The following is a 20,611-nucleotide window of genomic DNA, read 5'->3' as shown; positions in this document are numbered from 1 at the left end:
ACGCCACGAATCGGTTCGCGGTCAACGCCGTCCGGCCCAGATAGCCCATGCCGACACCACGGCCCGCGACGTACAGCTCACCGACCACCCCCACCGGCACCGGCCGCAACGACGCATCCAGCACGAAAGCGGCCGCCGTGGCTACCGGCCCGCCGATCGGCGGAACTCCGGACCCCAGTGTCAGCGGCGCACTCATCGACGCGTAGACCGTGGCCTCGGTGGGGCCGTACGCGTTGATCATCACGCGGCCAGGCGCCCAGCGGTCCACCACGTCGGCAGGGCAGGCCTCACCGCCGAGCAGCAACGCCACCGAGTCCAAGCCCTCCGACGAAAGTGCCGCCACCGCAGAGGGGGTCTGCGTCAGCACGCTGACCTGTTCGCGAATCAACAACGCGTGCAAGTCTTCTGGCGAGTTCGCCACCTCGTCGGGAACCACCACCAGCCGGCCCCCGCCGAGGAGCGCCGCCCAGACCTCCCAGACGGAGAAGTCGAAGCCGTACGAGTGGCACTGTGTCCACACCTGTGTCGAGGGCAGGTCTGCGGGCAACGACTCCGCGAGGTGGGCCAGGTTGTGGTGGGCGATGGCGACGCCCTTGGGGATTCCAGTGGTTCCCGAGGTGTAGATGACGTAGGCGACGTCGTCGTCGGCGGCGGGCAGCGGCAGCGGGGCGCTCGGCTGAGCGTCGACCACGGAATCGTCGAGGTCGATCAACGGCACCCCGCACCGCTGCAGACGGTCGGCCAACGGTCCCGTGGTGACCGCGACGACCGGTGCCGCGTCGGCGAGCATGAAGTCGATCCGCGCATCGGGATGGGCGGGGTCGATCGGCAGGTACGCCGCGCCGGTCTTGAGAACCGCAAGCATGGCCTCGATGGCTCGGGCGGAACGCTCCAGGACCAGGGCCACACACCGTCCTGGTCCGGCGCCGTGGGCGGCGAAGAGGTGCGCCATCCGGTTGGCGGCCTCGTCGAGTTCTCGGTAGGTCGAGGAACGGTCCTCGAATCTGATCGCGATCGCTTCGGGTGCGCGAGCGACGCTTCGTGCGAACAACTCTGGGATGGAAGCCGACGTCGCCCGTTGGCTCAGCGCCGTCCGGTTGGCGAACTCGTCGAGGCGGGCGTGCTCGACGGCGTCGACCACGTCGATCGACGACAGCCGTTGGGTGGGGTCGGCGGCCAAGACAGTCAGGAGGTGCCTCAGCCGCTCAACCAGCGTCTCGATGGTGGCAGCGTCGAACACGTCCGTGCGGAACTCCACCGTCCCGCCGATCCCGTTCGCCTCACCGGCGTCGGTGAAGCGCTCCCCGAGGGAGAAGGCCAAATCCATCCGCGCGGTGTGGGTGTCGATGGGCATCTGCGTGACCTGCAGGTCCCCAAGCGTCACCCCGGATGGGTCGCCGGTCGCCTGTCCAGCGAAGTTCTGCCAAGCCAATGCGACCTGGACGACCGGGTGGTGGGTCAGCGACCGGGTGGGGTTGAGTCGTTCGACGAGCACCTCGAAGGGCACGTCCTGGTGTTCGTAGGCGGCGAGGCTGCGGCGGCGGACCTGGGCCAACAGGTCCGCGACGGTGGGGTTCCCGCTGAGGTCCACCCGTAGCACCAGGGTGTTGACGAAGAAGCCGACCAACTCGTCGAGTGCCGGGTCGTTGCGTCCGGCGATCGGGAAGCCCACGGCCACATCGGAGCTCGCGCTCAGACGGGCCAACAGTAGCGCCAGCGCCGCCTGAACCACCATGAACGTGGTGGCGTCGTACGCGTGCGCGATTTCGTGCAGCGCTTGCTGCAACTCGGGGGACCAGTCCACGACCACGCTGGCACCGCGCTGGTCGGCGACGGGAGGGTGCGGTCGATCGGTGGGCAGCTGCAGCCGCTCGGGCAACCCCGCCAGGGCGCCTTCCCAATAGGCCAGCTGCCTGGCGATGGGACTGTGACCGTCGTCGAGATCACCGAACTGCGCGCGCTGCCAAAGGGTGTAGTCCGCGTACTGCACCGGCAGCGGTGCCCACTGCGGGGCCTGGCCTGCGCACCGGCTGGCATATGCCAAGCCCAAATCGCGCGCGAGTGGCGTCACCGACCAGCCGTCGGCGGCGATGTGGTGTACCACCGCAACGAGGAGGTGTTCGCCATCGGCGACGTGGAAGAGCCTGACCCGCAGCGGGATTTCGGTTTCCAGGTCGAACGTCCGGCGAGCCATGTCGTCGATGGCCGCGTTCAGTTCGACAGTCGGAAGCGTCGTAGCGTCCACGACGTCCCAACCGATGTCGGAACGTTCCGCCGAAACAATCACCTGCTGGGGGATCCCGTCGGTGGCGGCGAAGCGGGTGCGCAGGCTTTCGTGTCGGCCCACCACGTCGTCCAGCGCCACGGCGAGCGCGTCGACGTCGAGCGCCCCAGTGATCCGTAGCGCGGTCGCCATGTTGTAAACCGCTGAGGGACCGTGCAACTGGTCGATGAACCACAGTCGGTTCTGCGCGAACGACAGGGGTATGACCGCGGGACGCTCGCTGGCCGTCAGGGGTGCCAGCGCCCGGTTGACGCTGCCGACATGGGGCACCAACTGGGCGACCGTGGGCGCATCGAACAGGGCACGCACCCCGAGACCGGAGCTCAAGGTGCTGTTGACCGCAGCGATCACGCGCATGGCCGAGATGCTGTCCCCGCCGAGGTCGAAGAACGAGTCGTCCACTCCCACCCTGTCGACATCCAGAACCTGGGCGAAGATGCCCGCCAACAGTTCTTCGGTGAGCGTGGCGGGGGCGCGGTACCGCTCGCGATCCAGGTACTCGGGCGCGGGCAGGGCACGGGTGTCGAGCTTTCCGTTGATGGTCAACGGCAGCGACGTCAGCGTCACGACGGCGGCGGGCACCAGGTAGGCCGGGAGGCGTTGGGCCAATGCCGCTCGCGCGGCGGTCGGGTCGGCGAGTCCGGTGACGTAACCGACGAGGCGTTTGTCGCCGGCACGGTCTTCCCGCGCCACGACGACGGCCTGTTCCACGCCGTCCAGCGCCGCGAGCGCAGTCTGCACCTCGCCGAGTTCGATGCGGTAGCCGCGGATCTTGACCTGGTCGTCCGCGCGGCCCAGGTACTCCAGTTGTCCATCGCTGCCCCAGCACACCAGGTCTCCGGTGCGGTACATCCGCGAGCCGGGTGCGCCGAACGGGCAGGCGACGAAACGTGATCCGGTCAACCCGGACCGACGCACGTACCCGACGCCGACACCGCGGCCCGCGACGTACAACTCACCGACCACCCCGGCAGGCACCGGTCGCAGCCACCGGTCCAACACGAACAACGCCGCCCCCGGCACCGGCACCCCGATCGGCACCCCGGCACCCGGTGACAACGGGTTGCTGATCGCCACGCACATCGTGGTCTCGGTGGGGCCGTAGGCGTTGATCATCAGCCGATGGGCACCCCAACGCTCCACCACCTCGGGCGGGCACGCCTCCCCGGCCACCACCAACGTCATCGACTCCAAGCCCTCGGGGGGCAGAGCGGCGAGGGCGGAGGGAGTTTGGGTCAGCACGTCGACGTGTTCGTCGATCAGCAGTGCGTGGAAGTCATCCGGCGAGGCTGCAACGGATTCGGGCACGACGACGAGCCGTCCGCCACGCAGAAGGGGACCGAAGATCTCCCACGCCGAGACGTCGAAGGCCAGCGAATGACATTGGGGCCACGTACGTGCGCCCGCCAGGCCGGAGTCCAGTGCCCGCAGCAGGTCGGTCACGTTGTGGTGGGTGATGGCCACGCCCTTGGGCGTGCCGGTGGTTCCCGAGGTGTAGATGACGTACGCGACGTCGTCCGCAGCGGGCATCGGCAACGCGGCGGCGGGCTGGCCGGCAATGACGGGGTCGTCGATGGCGATGACGCGCACGCCGGAGAGTCGGTCGGCCAACCTCGACGTGCTGACCGCGGCGATCGGCGCGGCGTCCGCGAGCACGAAGTCGATCCGGGCCTGCGGCACGGTGGGGTCGATGGGCAGGTAGGCCGCCCCGGTCTTGAGCACCGCCAGGATGGCGACGATTGCCTCGGCCGACCGGGCGGACAGCAACGCCACGCATTCACCGGGGCCTGCGCCCTGCTCGGAGAGCAAGTGCGCCAACCGATTCGACGCGGCATCGAGCTCCTGATAGGTCATCGATCTGCCGTCGCACCGCACCGCTACCGCCCCCGGCCAGCGCGCCACCTGATCGGCGAATAGCCGCGGGATGGACACGGGCGTGCTCGGTTGCGTCAGGGTGGCCCGATTGCCGAGTGCCTCCAGTCCCGCATGCCCACCCTCGTCGAGCACATCCAGGGTCGACAACCGTGCCTCGGGATCGGCGATCATGGCCACCAACAGCCGCTCCAGGCGCGCCACCAGGTCGGAGACGTCGAAGTTCGACAGCGGCTGCCCCGCGCCCTGCGTGCTGAAGAGGTGTTGGCTGCCTGCCAGCAGGAAGAACAACCCGAAGTGATCGACCGGGCCGAAGGTGCTGTACGTCGCGGTTGCGTCGACACCTGCGAGATCGATGGACAGCCTGGACAACACGAAGTTCAGAACTACCCGGTTGGTGTCCTGCCGCGGGCCGCGCAGGTCGACCTTGTCCTCGAGGACGTGCACCGGGAATCGCTGATGCGCCACGGCTTCCCGCACGCGTGTGTCGACGTGTCGGCAGAAGTCGGCAACGGTGGTATCTGGCGACGTCTTGAGCACCAGTGGGACCACGCCTGCGAGCATTCCCGGGACGGTCTTCGACTCGGGAGTCACCCGTCGGCTGACCGGGAAGTCCAGTACCACCTCGGAACCGTCGACGCCGTGCCCGTGCACCAGGAGAGCGCACGCCGCAGTGATGACGGATGGCCTGCGGACACCCAATGCCTTGCACAAGCCCTTGATTCGTCCGATGACCGCGGGGTCCACCTCGACCTGAGCGGATGGCCAGTACGGATCGCGGTCGTTCGCGCTCCTTGGTTGGGGGTGATCCGATTCGTCCTCCGCCGGGAGGTGGTCGCGCCAATACGCTTGATCCTCCAGAAATTCGGCCGAAGCCTCATACTCCAGTTCGTCGTTGACGTAGTCACGGAGGGAACGGAACGTGGCCGGGGGGATGGGCCGACCGGAGACGATCGCCGTGTAGATCGTGGCGATTCGACGGCCCACCAGGGCCATGCTCGTTCCGTCGATGACGATGTGGTGGCAGCAGGCGAACCAATAGAACTCGTCGGCCTTGGTCTGGAACAACGCGAACTTCATCAACCGCCCGGTGAACGGCATCAGGGTGCGCTGCATGGCATCTGAGATCTCGCGCGCATCGGCCACGGCGCGGTCCGAGTGCGTCAGATCATGAAGCGTCAACTCGACGTCCGAGTAGTCGATCGCGCGTTGCACGACCTGCCCGTCCTCAACGAAGAAGGCGGACCTGCTCGGCTCGGCCTCCTGCAGCGCTTGACGGATCGACTGCTCGAAGATCTTCGGATCGATGGCACCATCGATCCTCGCGAACATCCCGAGCTGCCATTCCGTGCCGGAACGACCCGTCTCCTGCGATAGCCAAATGGCCAGTTGTCGTCGTGTCAGCGGAAAGGCACCGTGGCCAAGCTCCATCCGACTGCCCCCAGTCCGTCGGCTTGGCCGTCAGGATTGGCTCTGAGCCAATCGCTCCCGAAGCGTTCTCGGCCGGATGTCGGTCCAGTTCGTCTCGATGTACTCCAGGCACGCCGCGCGATCGGCTTCGCCGAATGCCACCCGCCAGCCGGCCGGTACGTCAGAAAACGTTGGCCACAGGCTGTGCTGCTCTTCGTCGTTGACCAACACGAGAAAAGTGCCGTTGTCGTCGTCGAACGGATTGATACTCATCAGTACGCCCCCCCGGGGAACCGTTGGTCCATGTTCTATAAACCTCGCCCAACGTACTGCAGGCCAGCGGCGCCAGTCGGACGATTCCGTGAAATTAGCGGAATCGTCAGCTACTTGCCAGCCGAGATCCAAAGTGGCGTTCGTGCTGGCCCGCCGCCCGCCGCGACCAGTGGCGGGTTCGCGACAGGTGCACCGAGTTTGCTGGGCGGGGGAAGTGGCAAAATGCGTTGTCGCGCTAAGTAAACGGCGAAAACCCCAGGTGTTTCCGTCGTAACCCGGTGAATTCCGGCGGGGGCGATCCCGTAGCAATCAAGATCGCGGAAACCGGCTTGTGCCGGAGGCTTTCAAGATCCCGTGTGCTGGGCGACGCCGACCGCACCCTGGCGGGGCGAGATCGAATCCGAAGATCGATTGCCAGGAAGGTGGGCATGGTGCAGAGGGTGCCGATCACGCCCGCGCCTGACGGACGTCGCAACGTTACTGGTCCCTAGAACGCGAAGCGGTGGAAGCGGTCGTAGTTCCGGATGGGTGGGATGACGTGAAGCGTGCGGTACAGCAACCGCTGGGGCGTCAGCGGAATCCGATCGAACCCCGCCATCACGGGGCTGTCCTCGACGAGGCGCAGCCGCGACTCCCAGCGCGCTATCTCGGCGCCGTCGTTGGTGCCCCACGTGATGACCTTCGACAGTCGCGGGCCCCAGGCCGAGACCACGTCGGCCAGTAACTCTCCGGTGTCGAACCTGTCCAGCAGGCGACGGAGGAGATCGGTGATCTCGGCCGGGCTCAGATACATCAGCAGCCCCTCGGCCGCGATCAGGACCGGGCCGCCCTCGGGTAGCTCGTCGATCCAGTCACGATCGGTCACCGACGATCCGATCATCCGATAGGTCTCGGACTCGGCGTACAACTGCCGGCGCAACGCGATGACCTTCGGCAGGTCGACGTCGAACCATCGAACGCCCTTCGCCGCGGTCAAACGGAAAGCGCGACTGTGCAACCCGCAGCCCAGATGCAGCACCACCGCTTCCGGGTGGCGCGTCAGATACTCGGACGTGAACCGGTCGAACAACACCCCGCGGAGCGCCACCATGAACTGGTTGGTGGCGGGGCGAACGGCTCGGTGGATGCGCTCGAAGTCGTAGTCGATTCGCCCGACGGCTTCGTCGGCCATGTAATCGCCGAGGATGGATTGGGGCAGGCGACTTTCGTAGGCCCGAAGGTAGAGCACGCAGAGGTTCGTCCACTCCACGGACCGCCACCGAACAGTGGTGAAGTCCACCTTGTCGCGGTGATTCCCGTTCGGGCGCACCGGCTCTCGCGCTGCAGAGTTCGTCACGATCTTCCCCTCACCGTCCCCGTGATCCGTTGGTCTTGCTGGCCAGCGATCGCGTCATCCCGCGTCAGCGGCCGCCAGCTCGCTCGCCGCGGGCTGCTTACCTCGCGCAGGCGACCCCGGTCGCCAACGTGACGGCCACCAGTTCGCTCGTCCCACCAGGACGGCCATCGCGGGCACCGTGACCGTTCGCACCAGGAACGTGTCCAGCAGAATGCCTGCCCCGACGACGAAGCCGGACTGAACGATGGTGCTGATGCTGGCGAACAGCAGACCGAACATCGACGCGGCGAAGATGAGACCGGCCGCCGTGATGACGCCGCCGGTCGAGCCCACGGTGCGGATGACACCGGACCGGATGCCACGCGGCGACTCATCGCGAATTCGCGAAATAAGCAACATGTTGTAGTCGGCGCCCATTGCGACCAGGATGATGAACGTGAGTCCCGGTACGCTCCAATGCAATTCCTGGCCGAGGATGAACTGAAAGACGACGACGCCGATGCCGAGCGCCGCCAGGTACGAGATGATCACCGAGGCGATGAGGTACAGCGGCGCCACTATCGCCCGCAGCAGGGCTATCAAGATCAGCAGAACCACGATGATCGTCAGGCCGATGATGAATCGGATGTCGTGGTTGTAGTAATCACGGGCGTCCCTCAAGGAGGCCGGGTAGCCCGTCATCGATATCGATGCGTCGGCCAGTGCGGTGTTGGGTTGCGAGCCGCGCGCGGTATCGACGACGGAGACGACCTGGTCCATCGCCTCGGTGGTGAACGGGCCAAGCTTCGTTTCGAGCAGATACCGCACCGAATGTCCGTCAGGCGATACGAAGAACGCGGCGGCCTTCCGAAAGTCGTTGGACGCCAGCAATTGTGGAGGTATGTAGAAGCCGGTCATCGACGGTGTCGCCGCGTCGTTCTTCATCGCCAGCAGAAACGCCGATGCGTCGCCGAGGTCGGTGCCCATCCTCTTGGTCTGGTCCACCAGCTGCTCGACACCGTCGGCCAGCTGCCTGCTTCCACTGGCGAGCGAATCCAGACCCTGCTGCATGTTCTTCAGGGGATCGCCGCCGCCACCACCGCGCGCACCGAGGCCGCCAAGTCCCGACATCGACCCCATCGAGCCGGTCACCGAACCCATTGCCTTGGTCAGATCGGCGACCATTTGCGACAACTTCGACATCGGCCCGGTTGACTGCAGTTGGGCGGCCAGCTTTTCCAGGGTGCCATCATTCCTGGCGGTCTGGAGTTCGTGGAATTGGTCGCGGGCAGCGCGACAAATGTCGTCACCGTCGCAGAAGGGGCTTTGGTCGAGTGCGATGACCACCGGATCGATCCATTCGAGGTTGTTGGCCATGCCGCCGAACTTGGTCTGCAGGGCGTCGCCCAACGCGCGCATGCCGCTGATGAGGCGGCTGCCGTCGCCCATCTGGCCAAGCGTCATGTCGCCGCCGAACTGTCCACCGAACTGCTTCTGAATCACCGACAGTGAGTCGATGAGACCGGTGACCCCCGAGAGGGCCTTGGTGATCTGGTCGCGAAGAGTGGCGAGGCTGTCCGCCAATTCGTCGGAGCCCGAGGCCAACCGGTTGAGGTCGTCGTTGCGCTCGGCGATCAAGGTGGAGGCGTCGTCCAACCGTTGGCCGATCTCGCCGGCCTGACGCGTCGTGCTCGCGGCTTCCAGCGGCTCCCCGTTGGGCCGGGTGACACCCCTGATCGCGGCGACGTCGGGCAGTTGACTCAGCCGCTGAGCCATCTGCTCGAGGTCGGCGAGTGCCTCAGGGGTCCGCAAATCGTGCGGCGACTGGACCAAGACGTACTGAGGGATGATCGCGCTCAGCGAGAAGTGCCGATCCAGCTCGGCGTACCCGAGGGAGCTGGCGACCGTGGCAGGCAGGGCCTTGCGGTCGTCGTAGTTGTAGCGGACCAACCCGACTGAGCCGGCGAGCAGCAGCAGGATGATCAGGCTCGCAACGAGATTCGCCTTGGGCCTGCGCACGATCCGTATTCCGGATCGACGCCAGAACCGCGTGGTGAGGTCGCGTCGCGGCTTGATCCATCCGCGTCGCCCGACGAGAACCATGATGGCGGGTAGCAGCGTCACCGCGGCGACGAACGCCACGCCAATGCCGATCGCCAACGCAGGCCCGATGGTCGAGAACAGTTCGAGCTGGGTGAAACTCATCCCCAGGAAGGTCACGCCCACGGTCGCCGCGGACGCGGCGATCACCTTGCCGATCGAACTCAGTGCACGCTTGACCGCGTGATTCGAGTCCAATCCAAGCCGCAGGTAGTCGTGATAACGACTGATCAGGAACACGGCGTAATCGGTGCCCGCTCCGGCCAGCATCCCGCTCAGCAGGACGACGGTCTGGTTGGACACCACCAGACCGAACTGGGCGACTCCGGCGACGACGGTCTGCGCGATCACCAGGGACGCGCCGATGGTGATCAACGGCAGCAACATGGTGATGGGGTTGCGGTAGATGATCAGGAGGATCACGAGCAGCAACACGATGATCGCGAGCTCGATTTGTACCTGGTCTCGCACGCTGACGTCGACGAAGTCGGTCACGGTGGCGGCTGCCCCGGTGAAGTTTGCGGTCAGCGTGGATCCCTCCACCGCGTGGTTGACGATCGCGGTGACCCGGCCGTACGCGGCGGTGGACTCCGGTGAGCCCAAGTCGCCGGCGATGCCGATCGGCAAAATCCAGGCCTTGCCGTCCTTGCTGCTCAGGGTGTCTCGCAACTGTGGAGTGGCGGCGAAGTCCTGCAGCATCACGACGTCCTGGTTGTCCACGCGCAGGCGTTCGACCAGGGTTCGGTACACCTGTTCGTCGTCTGCGGTCAGCCCCCTGTCATCGGTCAGGAGCACCAGCAGGACGTTGTCCTCCGAGCCCGACTCGGGGAACGCCTCGGTCATCTGTGCGGTAGCGAGGGTGGACGGTGCGTTGGCGGGCAGGGGAGAGACCGGATGCTTCTGGGTCACCTCGGCCAGCGTGGGGAACAGCGGCGGCAGAACGACCGCGAGCGCGATCCAGAAGCAGATCACCAGCCACGGCCACCGCACCACCGCATCGGCCAACCGGGGAAAGAAGCCACCGCTCGCCCGCGTGTCCTTGTCTGCCAGGGCCGTCGTGTGCGACGTATCTGCAGTGTCCGTCGGGTTGGTCGGGTCCGTCGGGTCCGTCGGCGTGGACGCCGATGACCTCGTCGGCCAACGCATTACAGGACCAGACTGGTGTTAGAGCGCAATCCGAGGTGGCGCCGGTCCGTGGCAGCAACGTCAACGGCGGGTATTTCGCCCACGACTGTCCACCTCTTCTCTCGGCTCGAGTGGAGAGGCGCGGATGAATCCCCCGTGTCACGGCAGGATCCACCTCGCGCCTTGCCCCCAGTCGTCTTCGTGGCGCATCCAGCTGAAACTCGCGAGCCAGCGTAATGGCTTCTGTTGACGGTCGGGTAAGGAATTGTTGATTCGTCACGAGCATCGCGACGACGTTTCAGCTACGAACGGCGAGCCTGCGGACGGCGACAGCGATACCCTCCAGCCATGTCACGATCAGTTGACTTCTCGGTTGAGTCCTCGGCCACCGTGGAACAGATCCGATGGGCCTTCGCCGAGCGCGACTACTGGCTGGCGCGGCTCGAGGAATTCGGTGGCGGCAGGCTGGACTCGTTGGTCGTCGACCCCGACGGCACCGTCACCGTCGTAGTCGTCTACGAGCTCGGCAGCGACGGGTTGCCGGGGCTCGTCGCGAAGTTCCACCCCCTCGACTGGCAGGTGGTCCAGACCGAGAGGTGGAGCCCGGTCGACGGCGGCCTGGTCCGCGGGGAGGTCAGGCAGGAAGCGCGCGGGGCACCAGGATCGGGGCTCGGCATGGTCCTGCTGACACCAGCGAAGAAGGGCTCCCGGCTGAAGTGCGAGGCGACGGTCGAGTTCCGAATTCCATTGGTCGGTGGCAAGATCGAGAGCTTGATGTGCCGCCAGCTGGCCGAACAGACCTCCGTGATCCAGCGCTTCACCGCCGAGTGGATCGCGCAACACGCCTGAGACCGGCATCGCCCGACGTTCGACGTACCGCGCGGTGTATGACGAACACATGCCCCAACAACTTCCAGAAGGTCTGCTCGACCTTCTTCGTCGCCCGAGCCCATGCTTCATCGCCACCCTCATGCCCGACGGTTCACCGCAGCTGACCGAGACCTGGGTGACCACCGACGGCGAGAACGTCGTCCTCAACATCGTGGGAGGCATGCAGAAGGCGAGGAACATCGCCCGCGACCCGCGCGTCGCCGTGAACGTCGTCGATCCCGAGAACGTGAACCGCTACTACGCCGTGCGTGGGCGCGTCGTCGCCACCACCACCGATGGCGGCCGGGAGAGCATCAACGAGATCTCGCACAAGTACCTCGGCATCCCGTATCCGAACTTCAGCGGCAACCCGGACGAGACCAGGGTGCTCGTCACGATCGAGGCAGACAAGGTCACCCCACCGCCGGGCGAGTGATCAGCGGTGCCCAATGGGCTGAGATTCGTCAGCCGTGCCTGAGTGGGCTGAGTGGGCTGACTCCTCACCGGCTCGTGCCTCGCCGCCTTCGTCGTCAGCCGTGCCCAATCCTTAGCAGGTCCGCCACACTCGTCAGCTTGACCCGCGGCCTGCCGAACGACTCACCGCTGGTGCGCTCGTGCGCGTCGATCAGCTTCCAGTGGTCGTTGGTGACCAACTTGGGCTGCCGGGACCGCAGCCATTCGAGGACGTCGTCGTCCCCGAACTTCGGCTCGACGTCATGCAGATCCGCGAGCAAGGTGTTGACGGTCTCCTGCGAGTCCTTCTTGTTGCTTCCGATGACGCCGGAGGGACCACGCTTGATCCAGCCGACGACGTATTCGTTGCGACTGCCGTCGATGCGACCGTCGGTGTGCGGGATGGTGCCGGACCGCTCGTCGAACGGCAGCCCAGGCGTGGGCACACCCCGATACCCGACGGCGCGGACGACGAGCTGCACCGGAAGCTCCTCGCGTGTCCCGGTGTCCTTGGCCACCAGTCGGCCGCCGTCCTCGACCAGCTCGTTGCTCCCCAACACGATCGACTCGACCCTGTCGGTGCCCTTGATCTCGATGGGGGAGGTGCGGAAGCGAAACACGATGCGGCGCTTGGCCGTCCGTGCCGAACCCCCGTCGCTTCGCTCGCCCCGCTGTGCCGAACCCCCGTCGCTTCGCTCGCCCTTCTGTGCCGAACCCCCGTCGCTTCGCTCGCCCCCGTCACCGCGGTCGGCGTAACCACGCAACGTCTTCACGTTCAGCTTGACGGTCTTGCCCGCCGCCTCGAGGTCCTCGTCGGAGATGTCGGCGAGGTCCGCGGGGTCGACGATCACGTCGACGTCGGCCATCGCCTCCAGGTCCCCGAGTTCGCGCAACTCGAGCGTGGTGAATGGGGCCTGCAGTGGCCCGCGGCGTCCGATGACGACGACCTCCTCGACGCCTCTGGCATGGAGGGAGTCCAGCGCATGGTCGGCGATGTCGGTGTTGGCCAGTGCGTCGGGGTCGCTGACCAGGATGCGGGCCACGTCCAGCGCGACGTTGCCGTTGCCGATCACCACTGCCCGTCCCGTCGACAAATCCGGCGTCATCTCGCCGTAGTGCGGGTGGGCGTTGTACCAACCGACGAAGTCGACGGCGGCGACGCTGCCCGGCAAGTCCTCACCGGGGATGCCGAGCGGTCGGTCCGCCTGGGCGCCGACGGCGTAGATGACGGCGTCGTAGCGCTCGGCCAGCTCGGCCGCTTCGACGTGCTCGCCGACCCGCACGTTGCCGAAGAACCGGAAGCGGGGGTCGTTGCCCGTCCTCTCGAACTGGCCGCTGATGGTCTTGATCTTCGGGTGATCGGGGGCGACGCCGGACCTCACCAGACCCCAAGGGGTCGGCAGCATCTCCAGCATGTCGATCCGCACGTCGGCATCGTCAGTGTTGTCCGCGAACTTCAGAAGTGAGGCCGCCGCAAAGTAGCCAGACGGACCAGAACCGACGATCGCCACGTGGTATGGGCGCATGGACGAACCTTCCAAGAGCCTGCTGTCTTCGCCCGCCGACGCGCAAGGGGCTGTCGCGACGCCGCGGCCGGGTTACCAAGCCGATGCTAGACCGCCGCAACGGTCGGTACCCTGATCTCCCGTGGAACCCGACCGGCAAGAAGACATCGCAGCGCTCGACACCACTCTGACGACGGTGGAGCGGGTGCTCGATGTCGACGGGCTGCGCGGCCGCATCAAGACGCTGGAAGACGCGGCGTCCGATCCGAAGTTGTGGGACGACCAGACCCGTGCTCAGAAGGTCACCAGCGAGCTATCCCACGCCCAGAGCGAGTTGCGCCGCGTCGAGGAGCTCAGGCAGCGCCTCGACGACCTGCCCGTCATGTACGAACTCGCGGCGGAGGAGGAAGCGGGCGCGGGCCGAGACGAGGCCGTGGTCGATGCCGATGCCGAACTGGCCAAGCTGCGCGACGACGTCGAGGCCATGGAGGTCCGCACGCTCCTGTCGGGGGAATACGACGAGCGCGAGGCCGTCGTGACCATCCGATCCGGCGCCGGTGGCGTCGACGCCGCAGACTGGGCCGAGATGCTCATGCGGATGTACATCCGATGGGCCGAGAAGCACTCGTACGGCGTCGAGGTCTTCGACACGTCCTACGCCGAGGAGGCGGGCATCAAGAGCGCAACGTTCGCGGTGCACGCCCCCTACGCGTACGGCACGCTGTCGGTCGAGCAGGGCACCCACCGGCTGGTGCGGATCAGCCCATTCGACAATCAGAGCCGACGGCAGACCTCGTTCGCCGACGTGGAGGTGCTGCCGGTGGTCGACACCGCCGACCACATCGACATCCCGGACGGTGACGTGCGCGTCGACGTCTACCGTTCCAGCGGCCCCGGCGGACAGTCGGTCAACACCACCGACTCCGCTGTTCGACTCACCCACATTCCCACGGGCATCGTCGTGACTTGCCAGAACGAGAAGTCGCAGCTGCAGAACAAGGTTTCGGCGATGCGCGTGCTTCAGGCAAAGCTGTTGGAGCGCAAGCGCTTGGAGGAGCGCGCCGAGATGGACGCCCTCAAGGGGGACGGTGGCAGTTCGTGGGGCAACCAGATGCGCTCCTACGTGTTGCATCCTTACCAGATGGTCAAGGACCTGCGTAACGACTACGAAGTCGGAAATCCCGCAGCAGTACTCGACGGCGACATCGACGGATTCCTGGAGGCCGGAATCCGTTGGCGCAATAGGAAAGATGACGACTAGCTATCAAGCAATCGAGTTCGCGCAACGCTGGCACGACTTCTGGCGGGGCGGCGTCGGCGAGTGGATCCTCACCAGGGGTCTGAAGATCGTCCTGCTGGTCATCTTCGCGATGCTCGCCGCCCGGTTCATCAGCTGGACCGCCCAGAAGATCACCCGGCGCATCGACGCGGACTTCCAGGAGACCGATCAACTGGTGCGCACCGAGACGGCCAAGCATCGACAGGCCGTCGCCTCGGTCATCTCTTGGGTGTCGATCGCGGTGGTCTTCGTGGTCGTCCTCGTCGAGATCACCGACGTCATCGCCATTCCAGTGGGCTCGCTGGTGGCGCCTGCCGCCGTGCTCGGCGCGGCGCTCGGCTTCGGCGCGCAACGCATCGTGCAGGACCTGCTGGCGGGGTTCTTCGTCATCACCGAGAAGCAATACGGCTTCGGTGACCTGGTGGCTCTCACCGTCGCGGGGATCGCCGCGCCCGCCGAGGGCACCGTCGAGGACGTGACACTTCGCGTCACCAAGCTGCGGTCCACGGAGGGGGAGGTGTTCACCATCCCCAACGGTCAGATCGTCAAGACCATGAACCTGTCCAAGGACTGGGCCCGCGCGGTCGTCGACATCCCCGTTCCGACGAGCGCCGACCTGACCAGGGTCGACGACGTCCTCCACGGTGTGAGCGACGCCGCGATGAACGACACCAGCCTGCGCAAACTCCTGCTTGATGCGCCTCAGGTCATGGGTGTCGAGAGCATCGAGGTCGACACCGTGAACCTGCGCATGGTCGCCCGGACCCTCCCCGGCAAGCAGTTCGAGGTCGGTCGACGGCTCCGCGTGCTGGTCATCGCCGGCCTGATCCGAGCAGGCATCGTCACCTCCGGCGACACCACGCCATCGGTCAACACGATCCCGAGTCCAGCCACCGTCACCCCGCCTGCCTCCAGCCAGGCAGCGGCCCAGAACGTCGAGGACCTTCCATGAGCTTCTGGAACTGGGTCACTCGCCGACGCACCGACCGCGGCTGGCCGGGATACATCATCAACGGTCGAATCCGCACCTCTACCGTGGCGCTGATCGTGGCGTTCTTCGTGGTCTCCTGGGTGCACAACACCTACCAGCCGGCAGCGTCGACGCCTGCGACGCCCGAGACCGCTCAGGTCGTGCCGCCGGGGTTCATGCCCGACCCCGAGTACACCTGGGTGCCCCGCACACAGGTCCAGACGGAGCCGAGGACCACCTACCGGAGCACGACGAGGTCCAGCACCACGACGGAGACGACGCCGACCGAGACGACCACGACGGAGACCACCGCCACGGACACCTCGGACCTCCCGACGACCTCGGTCGTCGACCCGGATGGTTTCGGGCCGCTGCCGCCGACGACCATCACCGGGACCGCCACGCCCACGCCTACCGGTCCCACGCTGCCCGTGCCGAACCGGTCGGGCGTGTCCACGACCACGACGACGACCGTCCTTCCCGGTGCAGGGCAGGTGTCGACGACGCCCCCGCCACCCGGGTAGTCAGGGCCCCCGAGGCGGCCCCGCTACACTGGCGTGCCGTGATGATCACCCTCGACCACGTGAGCAAGCAGTACAAATCCTCGGCACGACCAGCTCTGGACAATGTCTCGCTCAAGATCGAGAAAGGTGAGTTCGTCTTCCTCATCGGTCCGTCCGGCTCCGGCAAATCAACCTTCATGCGGCTGCTGCTTGCCGAGGACACTCCGACCCAGGGCGACATCCAGGTGTCGAAGTTCCACGTCAACAAATTGCCGAACCGTCACATCCCGGGCCTGCGCCAGGTTCTCGGCTGCGTGTTCCAGGACTTCCGGCTGCTGCAGCAGAAGACGGTGTTCGAGAACGTGGCGTTCGCGCTCGAGGTGATCGGCAAGCGTGCCGACGTCATCAACCGGGTGGTGCCCGACGTGCTGGAGATGGTCGGACTGTCGGGCAAGGCGAACCGGCTACCCAACGAGTTGTCCGGCGGCGAGCAGCAGCGCGTCGCCATCGCGCGCGCGTTCGTGAACCGGCCGCTGGTGCTGTTGGCCGACGAGCCGACGGGCAATCTGGACCCCGAAACCAGCAAGGACATCATGGATCTGCTCGAGCGGATCAACCGCACTGGGACGACCGTGCTGATGGCGACACACGACCATCACATCGTCGACTCGATGCGCCAGCGAGTCCTCGAACTCGAGCTGGGACGACTGATCCGCGACGAACAACGCGGTGTCTATGGAATGGATCGCTAAGTGCGCTTCGGCTTTCTCGTCAACGAGGTCCTGACAGGGCTTCGTCGCAACGTCACGATGACGGTCGCCATGATCTTGACGACCGCCATCTCGATCGGCCTGTTCGGCGGCGGTCTCCTCGTCGTCCGTCTCGCCGACAGTTCCCGTGACATCTATCTGGACCGCGTCGAAAGCCAGGTGTTCCTCACCAACGACGTCTCGGCCAACGACCCGACCTGTGACGCCGACCCCTGCAAGGCGTTGCGCCAGCAGTTGGAGGACAGAGACGACGTGACGTCGGTCCGGTTCCTTAGCCAGGAAGACGCCTACAACGACGCGATCGCGAAGTTCCCCGAGTTCAAGGACGTCGCGGGGAAGAACGCGTTTCCTGCGTCGTTCATCGTCAAGCTCAACGATCCCGAGAAACACCAGGACTTCGACGCCGCATTCGCGGGTCAACCAGGTGTCGTCAAGGTGCTCAACCAGAAGGACCTGATAGACCGGCTCTTCGCGGTACTCGACGGGTTGAGTGCGGCGGCATTCGCAATCGCGATCGTTCAAGCCATCGGTGCAATCCTGTTGATCGCCAACATGGTTCAAGTCGCCGCCTACACCCGAAGAACCGAGATCGGCATCATGCGACTGGTGGGTGCCAGTCGGTGGTACACGCAGCTGCCGTTCCTCTTGGAGGCGATGCTGGCCGCCTTCATCGGGGTGGTGATCGCGATCGTCGGCCTCATCCTGGTGCGGGCATTGTTCCTGCAGAAGGCGTTGAGCCAGTTCTACGACGCCAACCTGATCGCGGAGGTCGACTACAAGGACGTCATCTACTTCAGCGCGCCCATCATGCTGTTCCTCGGTTTGGCGATGTCCGGCGTCACGGCGTACGTCACCCTGCGGTTGTACGTGCGGCGCTAGCGATGGCAAAGAAATCGGCTGCGGACGTCAAGAAGTCCCGCAACAATCAGATCGTGGCCACGAATCGCAAGGCGCGACACAATTATTCGATCCTCGAAACCTTCGAGGCCGGGGTGGCGTTGATGGGTACCGAGGTCAAGAGCCTGCGGGACGGGACGGCATCGCTCGCGGATGCCTTCGCGACGGTGGACGACGGCGAGATCTGGCTGCGCAACCTCCACATCCCCGAATATCACCACGGGTCGTGGACCAATCACGCGCCGCGGCGCAACCGGAAGTTGCTTCTTCACCGCAGCCAGATCGACACGCTGATCGGCAAGATCCGCGACGGCAATTTGTCCCTGGTTCCGCTGTCCCTCTACTTCACCGAGGGCAAGGTCAAGGTCGAACTGGCCTTGGCCCGCGGCAAGCAAGCCCATGACAAGCGTCAGGACCTGGCCAGGCGCGACGCCGAACGGGAAGTCACGCGCGAACTGGGCAGGCGTGTCAAGGGCATGAGCTGATCGGGCTCGCCTTCGCCCTGGTGTCGGCCGTCGGCTACGGGGTCAGCGACTTCGTCGGTGGCCTAGCGTCGCGCAGGGTGGCGGCGCTGCGCGTCGTTCTGGTGTCCTACCCGGTGGCGTTGGTCCTGCTGACGGCGCTGGCGTTCGTGGTTGGGGGCCAGGTGTCGACGCCGGCGATCGTGTGGGGCGGTTTGTGCGGCATTGGCCAGGCGTTCGGGGTGTGGTGGTTTTACGCCGCGCTCGGGTCGGGACCCATGTCGCTGGTGTCGCCGCTGACGGCGATCCTGGTGGCGGGCATCCCCGTGGGTACCGGCGTGGTGCTGGGGGAGCGACCCAGCCTGGTCGCCTATTGCGGAATCGTCCTGGCGCTCGTGGCGGTGGTGTTGGTGTCCCGGGAGGTGCGCGACGAGCCGCCGCCGGGAACGGGTTCCGATTCGACGGCGCACCGCTTCACCGCCAAGGTTGCGTTGCTCACGCTCGGTTCGGGGCTGGCGTTCGGGTTGAACTTCGTCCTCATCGATCAGGCGCCCGCGGATGCGCGATTGTGGCCCTTGGTCTTTGCGAGATTGGCGGCGAGCGTGGTCGTCTTCGCGGTGGCGGCGGTCACCGGGGACCTTGCGGCCCCGTCGGGCATTCCCCTTCGATTGGCCCTGGCTGCCGGTGTCGTGGACACCATCGCCAACGTGTCGATGTTGTTGGCGTTGCAGGCGTCGATGTTGTCGTTGACGAGCGTGTTGATCTCGCTGTACCCGGCGAGCACCGTCGGTCTCGCGATGCTGGTACTGAAGGAGCGCGTGACGCGCCTTCAGGCCGCCGGGATGGCGCTGGCGTTGACGTCGGTGGCGTTGATTGCCGCTAGTTGACGGACCGGCGTGACGCGCCGATTCTCGTTTGACGAAGTTGCTCGGCCCAAAGTCGATCTTGACGTTACGATCCGTCGCATGAATCGGGGGATCAAGATCATTGTCATGGCGTTCGTCGTTCTGCTCGGGGCGGCGCTGCTGTCGCCCGCCTCGGTCTTCGCAGCGCCGCCGGATGGCAATTCGGCGCCACACATCGTCGGCATCGAGCACGTCAACGACCGCTGGGACAAGGTGTCGGTGTACTCGCCGTCGATGGACAAGGTGATCGTCAACGACGTCCTGAAGGCGCCGAGGTCCGGCGCGCCGACGTTCTACCTGCTGCCGGGGATCGACGGCGGCGACAACCTCGACCCGGGCGCCAACTTCGCGCCCGGCGCCAAGAGCTGGTTCGGATTCACCGATCTGCAGGGTTTCTTCGCGAACAAGAACGTCAACGTGGTCTCCCCGCTTGGCGGTCCGTTCAGCTGGTACACCAACTGGATCGCCGATCCGAGCAAGCAGTACCAGACGTACATGACCCAGGAACTGCCGCCGTTGATCAATGCGCAGTACAAGACCAACGGCAAGAACGCGGTCGGCGGCCTGTCGAGCACCGGCGGCACGGCCGTCGACTACGCCATCCAGGCTCCCGGGCTCTACAAGGCCGTCGGTTCCTACAGTGGTTTCCTGACCCCGTCCACCGGCGCGCAGAACGTCTCGCTGACACTCAGCAGCGGTGGCGCGAGCGCCGACGCCATGTGGGGTCCCCCGGGTGGCCCGCTGTGGGTCGAGCACGATCCGACCGTCAACGTCGGACGGCTGAAGGGCGTCGCCGTCTACGCCGCTGCGTCGGGCGGCGGCCAGGGCGCCGTCGACAAGCTGCCACCCGGCTCCAACAACTTCGCCGGCGGTTTCATCGAGGGGATCGTCGCCGACAGCACCCGGCAGTTCGCCGACGCGGCCAATGCGGCCGGGGTGCCGATCACCTACGTCGTACGACCCGAGGGCTCCCATTCGTGGGGCTTGTTCGAGTCGGAGATGCAGGAGTCGTGGAACACCACCATCGGGCCGGCGCTCGGCGTCTAGCGCCGCCGGGTGGCCAGGTCGACGTTTCGACGCTGGCCCACGCACACGACCCCGTCGGCCACCGGGCGACGTGATCTGACCGGGACTAAATAATCGCTGGCCATTGTCTTATGGGCGGGTAGTATCGACCTTCCTGCCGAGGTTCGGCAGGCGCGAGGGGCTGAACGGTTTCGACTTCGCGCATCGAATCAAGGGAAGCGTGCCGGTGCAGGCAAGAGACCACCGTAAGCGTCGTTGCAACCAATTAAGCGCCGATTCCAATCAGCGCGACTACGCCCTCGCTGCCTAAGCGACGGTGTGTCCGTCAGACCGAGAGAGCCCTCGACTCGGACCCTGGCGTCATCTAGAGGGACAAACCCATACGTCCGGTCGCGGGATGTACGGGGACACCAAACAGCGACTGGGATCGTCATCTCGTCTCGTCCGCGTGAACGGGAGATCCAAGTAGAGACATAGCGGACTGCGCACGGAGAAGCCTCGAGGGAATGCCGTAGGACCCGGGTTCGATTCCCGGCAGCTCCACCGTTTGACCAGCAGGCCGGATGACACATCCGGCCTGCTGGTCGTTTTCT

Annotated in this window: 15 protein-coding genes and 1 other RNA gene; 11 read left to right on the top strand and 5 right to left on the bottom strand. The window is 65.9% G+C overall.

Annotated features, from left to right (window positions below):
- The 4 genes from ABW137_RS12075 to ABW137_RS12060 form a co-directional block, all read right to left on the bottom strand.
- Nucleotides 1-5,587 (bottom strand): non-ribosomal peptide synthetase (locus ABW137_RS12075; protein WP_526400155.1); only part of this gene is annotated, 5,587 nt, incomplete at its 3' end.
- A gap of 30 nt (nucleotides 5,588-5,617) precedes the next feature.
- Nucleotides 5,618-5,839 carry an MbtH family protein gene (locus tag ABW137_RS12070; protein WP_526400153.1) on the bottom strand — a complete coding sequence of 74 codons (222 nt, stop codon included), beginning with the start codon at nucleotides 5,837-5,839 and terminating at the stop codon, nucleotides 5,618-5,620.
- A 487-nt stretch (nucleotides 5,840-6,326) separates the two neighbouring features.
- Nucleotides 6,327-7,175 (bottom strand): class I SAM-dependent methyltransferase, encoded by an 849-nt coding sequence (locus tag ABW137_RS12065; protein ID WP_526400151.1) that lies wholly within the window; start codon nucleotides 7,173-7,175, stop codon nucleotides 6,327-6,329.
- Nucleotides 7,176-7,229: 54 nt separating this feature from the next.
- Nucleotides 7,230-10,400 carry an MMPL/RND family transporter gene (locus ABW137_RS12060; RefSeq protein WP_526400149.1) on the bottom strand — a complete coding sequence of 1,057 codons (3,171 nt, stop codon included), beginning with the start codon at nucleotides 10,398-10,400 and terminating at the stop codon, nucleotides 7,230-7,232.
- Between the two features lie 327 nt (nucleotides 10,401-10,727).
- On the opposite strand from ABW137_RS12060, the gene ABW137_RS12055 reads away from it, so the two are divergent.
- On the top strand, nucleotides 10,728-11,228 hold the full coding sequence (locus tag ABW137_RS12055; protein ID WP_526400147.1) for a DUF2505 family protein: 501 nt from the start codon (nucleotides 10,728-10,730) through the stop codon (nucleotides 11,226-11,228).
- A gap of 49 nt (nucleotides 11,229-11,277) precedes the next feature.
- On the top strand, nucleotides 11,278-11,685 hold the full coding sequence (locus ABW137_RS12050; RefSeq protein WP_526400145.1) for a PPOX class F420-dependent oxidoreductase: 408 nt from the start codon (nucleotides 11,278-11,280) through the stop codon (nucleotides 11,683-11,685).
- 94 nt (nucleotides 11,686-11,779) lie between these two features.
- Here the strand turns inward: ABW137_RS12050 and ABW137_RS12045 are convergent, their stop codons facing one another.
- Nucleotides 11,780-13,228 (bottom strand): FAD-dependent oxidoreductase, encoded by a 1,449-nt coding sequence (locus ABW137_RS12045; RefSeq protein WP_526400143.1) that lies wholly within the window; start codon nucleotides 13,226-13,228, stop codon nucleotides 11,780-11,782.
- Nucleotides 13,229-13,349: 121 nt separating this feature from the next.
- Here ABW137_RS12045 and prfB point away from each other — a divergent pair, with 121 nt between their 5' ends.
- The 9 genes from prfB (at nucleotide 13,350) to ssrA (ending at nucleotide 20,564) form a co-directional block, all read left to right on the top strand.
- Nucleotides 13,350-14,468, top strand: coding sequence for a peptide chain release factor 2 (gene prfB, locus ABW137_RS12040; protein ID WP_526400141.1), 1,119 nt, complete (start codon nucleotides 13,350-13,352; stop codon nucleotides 14,466-14,468).
- On the top strand, nucleotides 14,458-15,438 hold the full coding sequence (locus tag ABW137_RS12035; protein ID WP_526400139.1) for a mechanosensitive ion channel family protein: 981 nt from the start codon (nucleotides 14,458-14,460) through the stop codon (nucleotides 15,436-15,438). Before prfB ends, ABW137_RS12035 begins: the two co-directional genes overlap by 11 nt.
- Nucleotides 15,435-15,980: an Rv3103c family proline-rich protein gene (locus tag ABW137_RS12030; RefSeq protein ID WP_526400137.1), complete on the top strand. Its 546-nt coding sequence runs from the start codon at nucleotides 15,435-15,437 to the stop codon at nucleotides 15,978-15,980. Before ABW137_RS12035 ends, ABW137_RS12030 begins: the two co-directional genes overlap by 4 nt.
- A gap of 41 nt (nucleotides 15,981-16,021) precedes the next feature.
- Nucleotides 16,022-16,711 (top strand): cell division ATP-binding protein FtsE, encoded by a 690-nt coding sequence (gene ftsE, locus ABW137_RS12025; protein WP_526400159.1) that lies wholly within the window; start codon nucleotides 16,022-16,024, stop codon nucleotides 16,709-16,711.
- Nucleotides 16,712-17,608 (top strand): permease-like cell division protein FtsX, encoded by an 897-nt coding sequence (gene ftsX, locus ABW137_RS12020; RefSeq protein ID WP_526400135.1) that lies wholly within the window; start codon nucleotides 16,712-16,714, stop codon nucleotides 17,606-17,608.
- A 2-nt stretch (nucleotides 17,609-17,610) separates the two neighbouring features.
- Nucleotides 17,611-18,111 carry an SsrA-binding protein SmpB gene (smpB, locus tag ABW137_RS12015; RefSeq protein ID WP_526400133.1) on the top strand — a complete coding sequence of 167 codons (501 nt, stop codon included), beginning with the start codon at nucleotides 17,611-17,613 and terminating at the stop codon, nucleotides 18,109-18,111.
- The gene (locus ABW137_RS12010; RefSeq protein WP_526400157.1) at nucleotides 18,108-18,974 is read left to right on the top strand and encodes an EamA family transporter; all 867 of its coding nucleotides are present in this window, start codon (nucleotides 18,108-18,110) and stop codon (nucleotides 18,972-18,974) included. The genes smpB and ABW137_RS12010 overlap by 4 nt, the downstream gene beginning before the upstream one ends.
- 78 nt (nucleotides 18,975-19,052) lie before the next feature.
- The gene (locus tag ABW137_RS12005) at nucleotides 19,053-20,039 is read left to right on the top strand and encodes an alpha/beta hydrolase (RefSeq protein ID WP_526400131.1); all 987 of its coding nucleotides are present in this window, start codon (nucleotides 19,053-19,055) and stop codon (nucleotides 20,037-20,039) included.
- Nucleotides 20,040-20,195: 156 nt separating this feature from the next.
- Nucleotides 20,196-20,564, top strand: a transfer-messenger RNA (tmRNA) gene (ssrA, locus tag ABW137_RS12000).
- Nucleotides 20,565-20,611: the final 47 nt, after the last annotated feature.

The sequence above is a fragment of the Mycobacterium sp. genome, from assembly GCF_040509115.1.
In the GTDB taxonomy this organism is placed as follows: Bacteria; Actinomycetota; Actinomycetes; order Mycobacteriales; family Mycobacteriaceae; genus Mycobacterium.
Note: the sequence above shows the minus strand (reverse complement) of the source record. Positions and strands in the feature narration are given on the sequence as shown.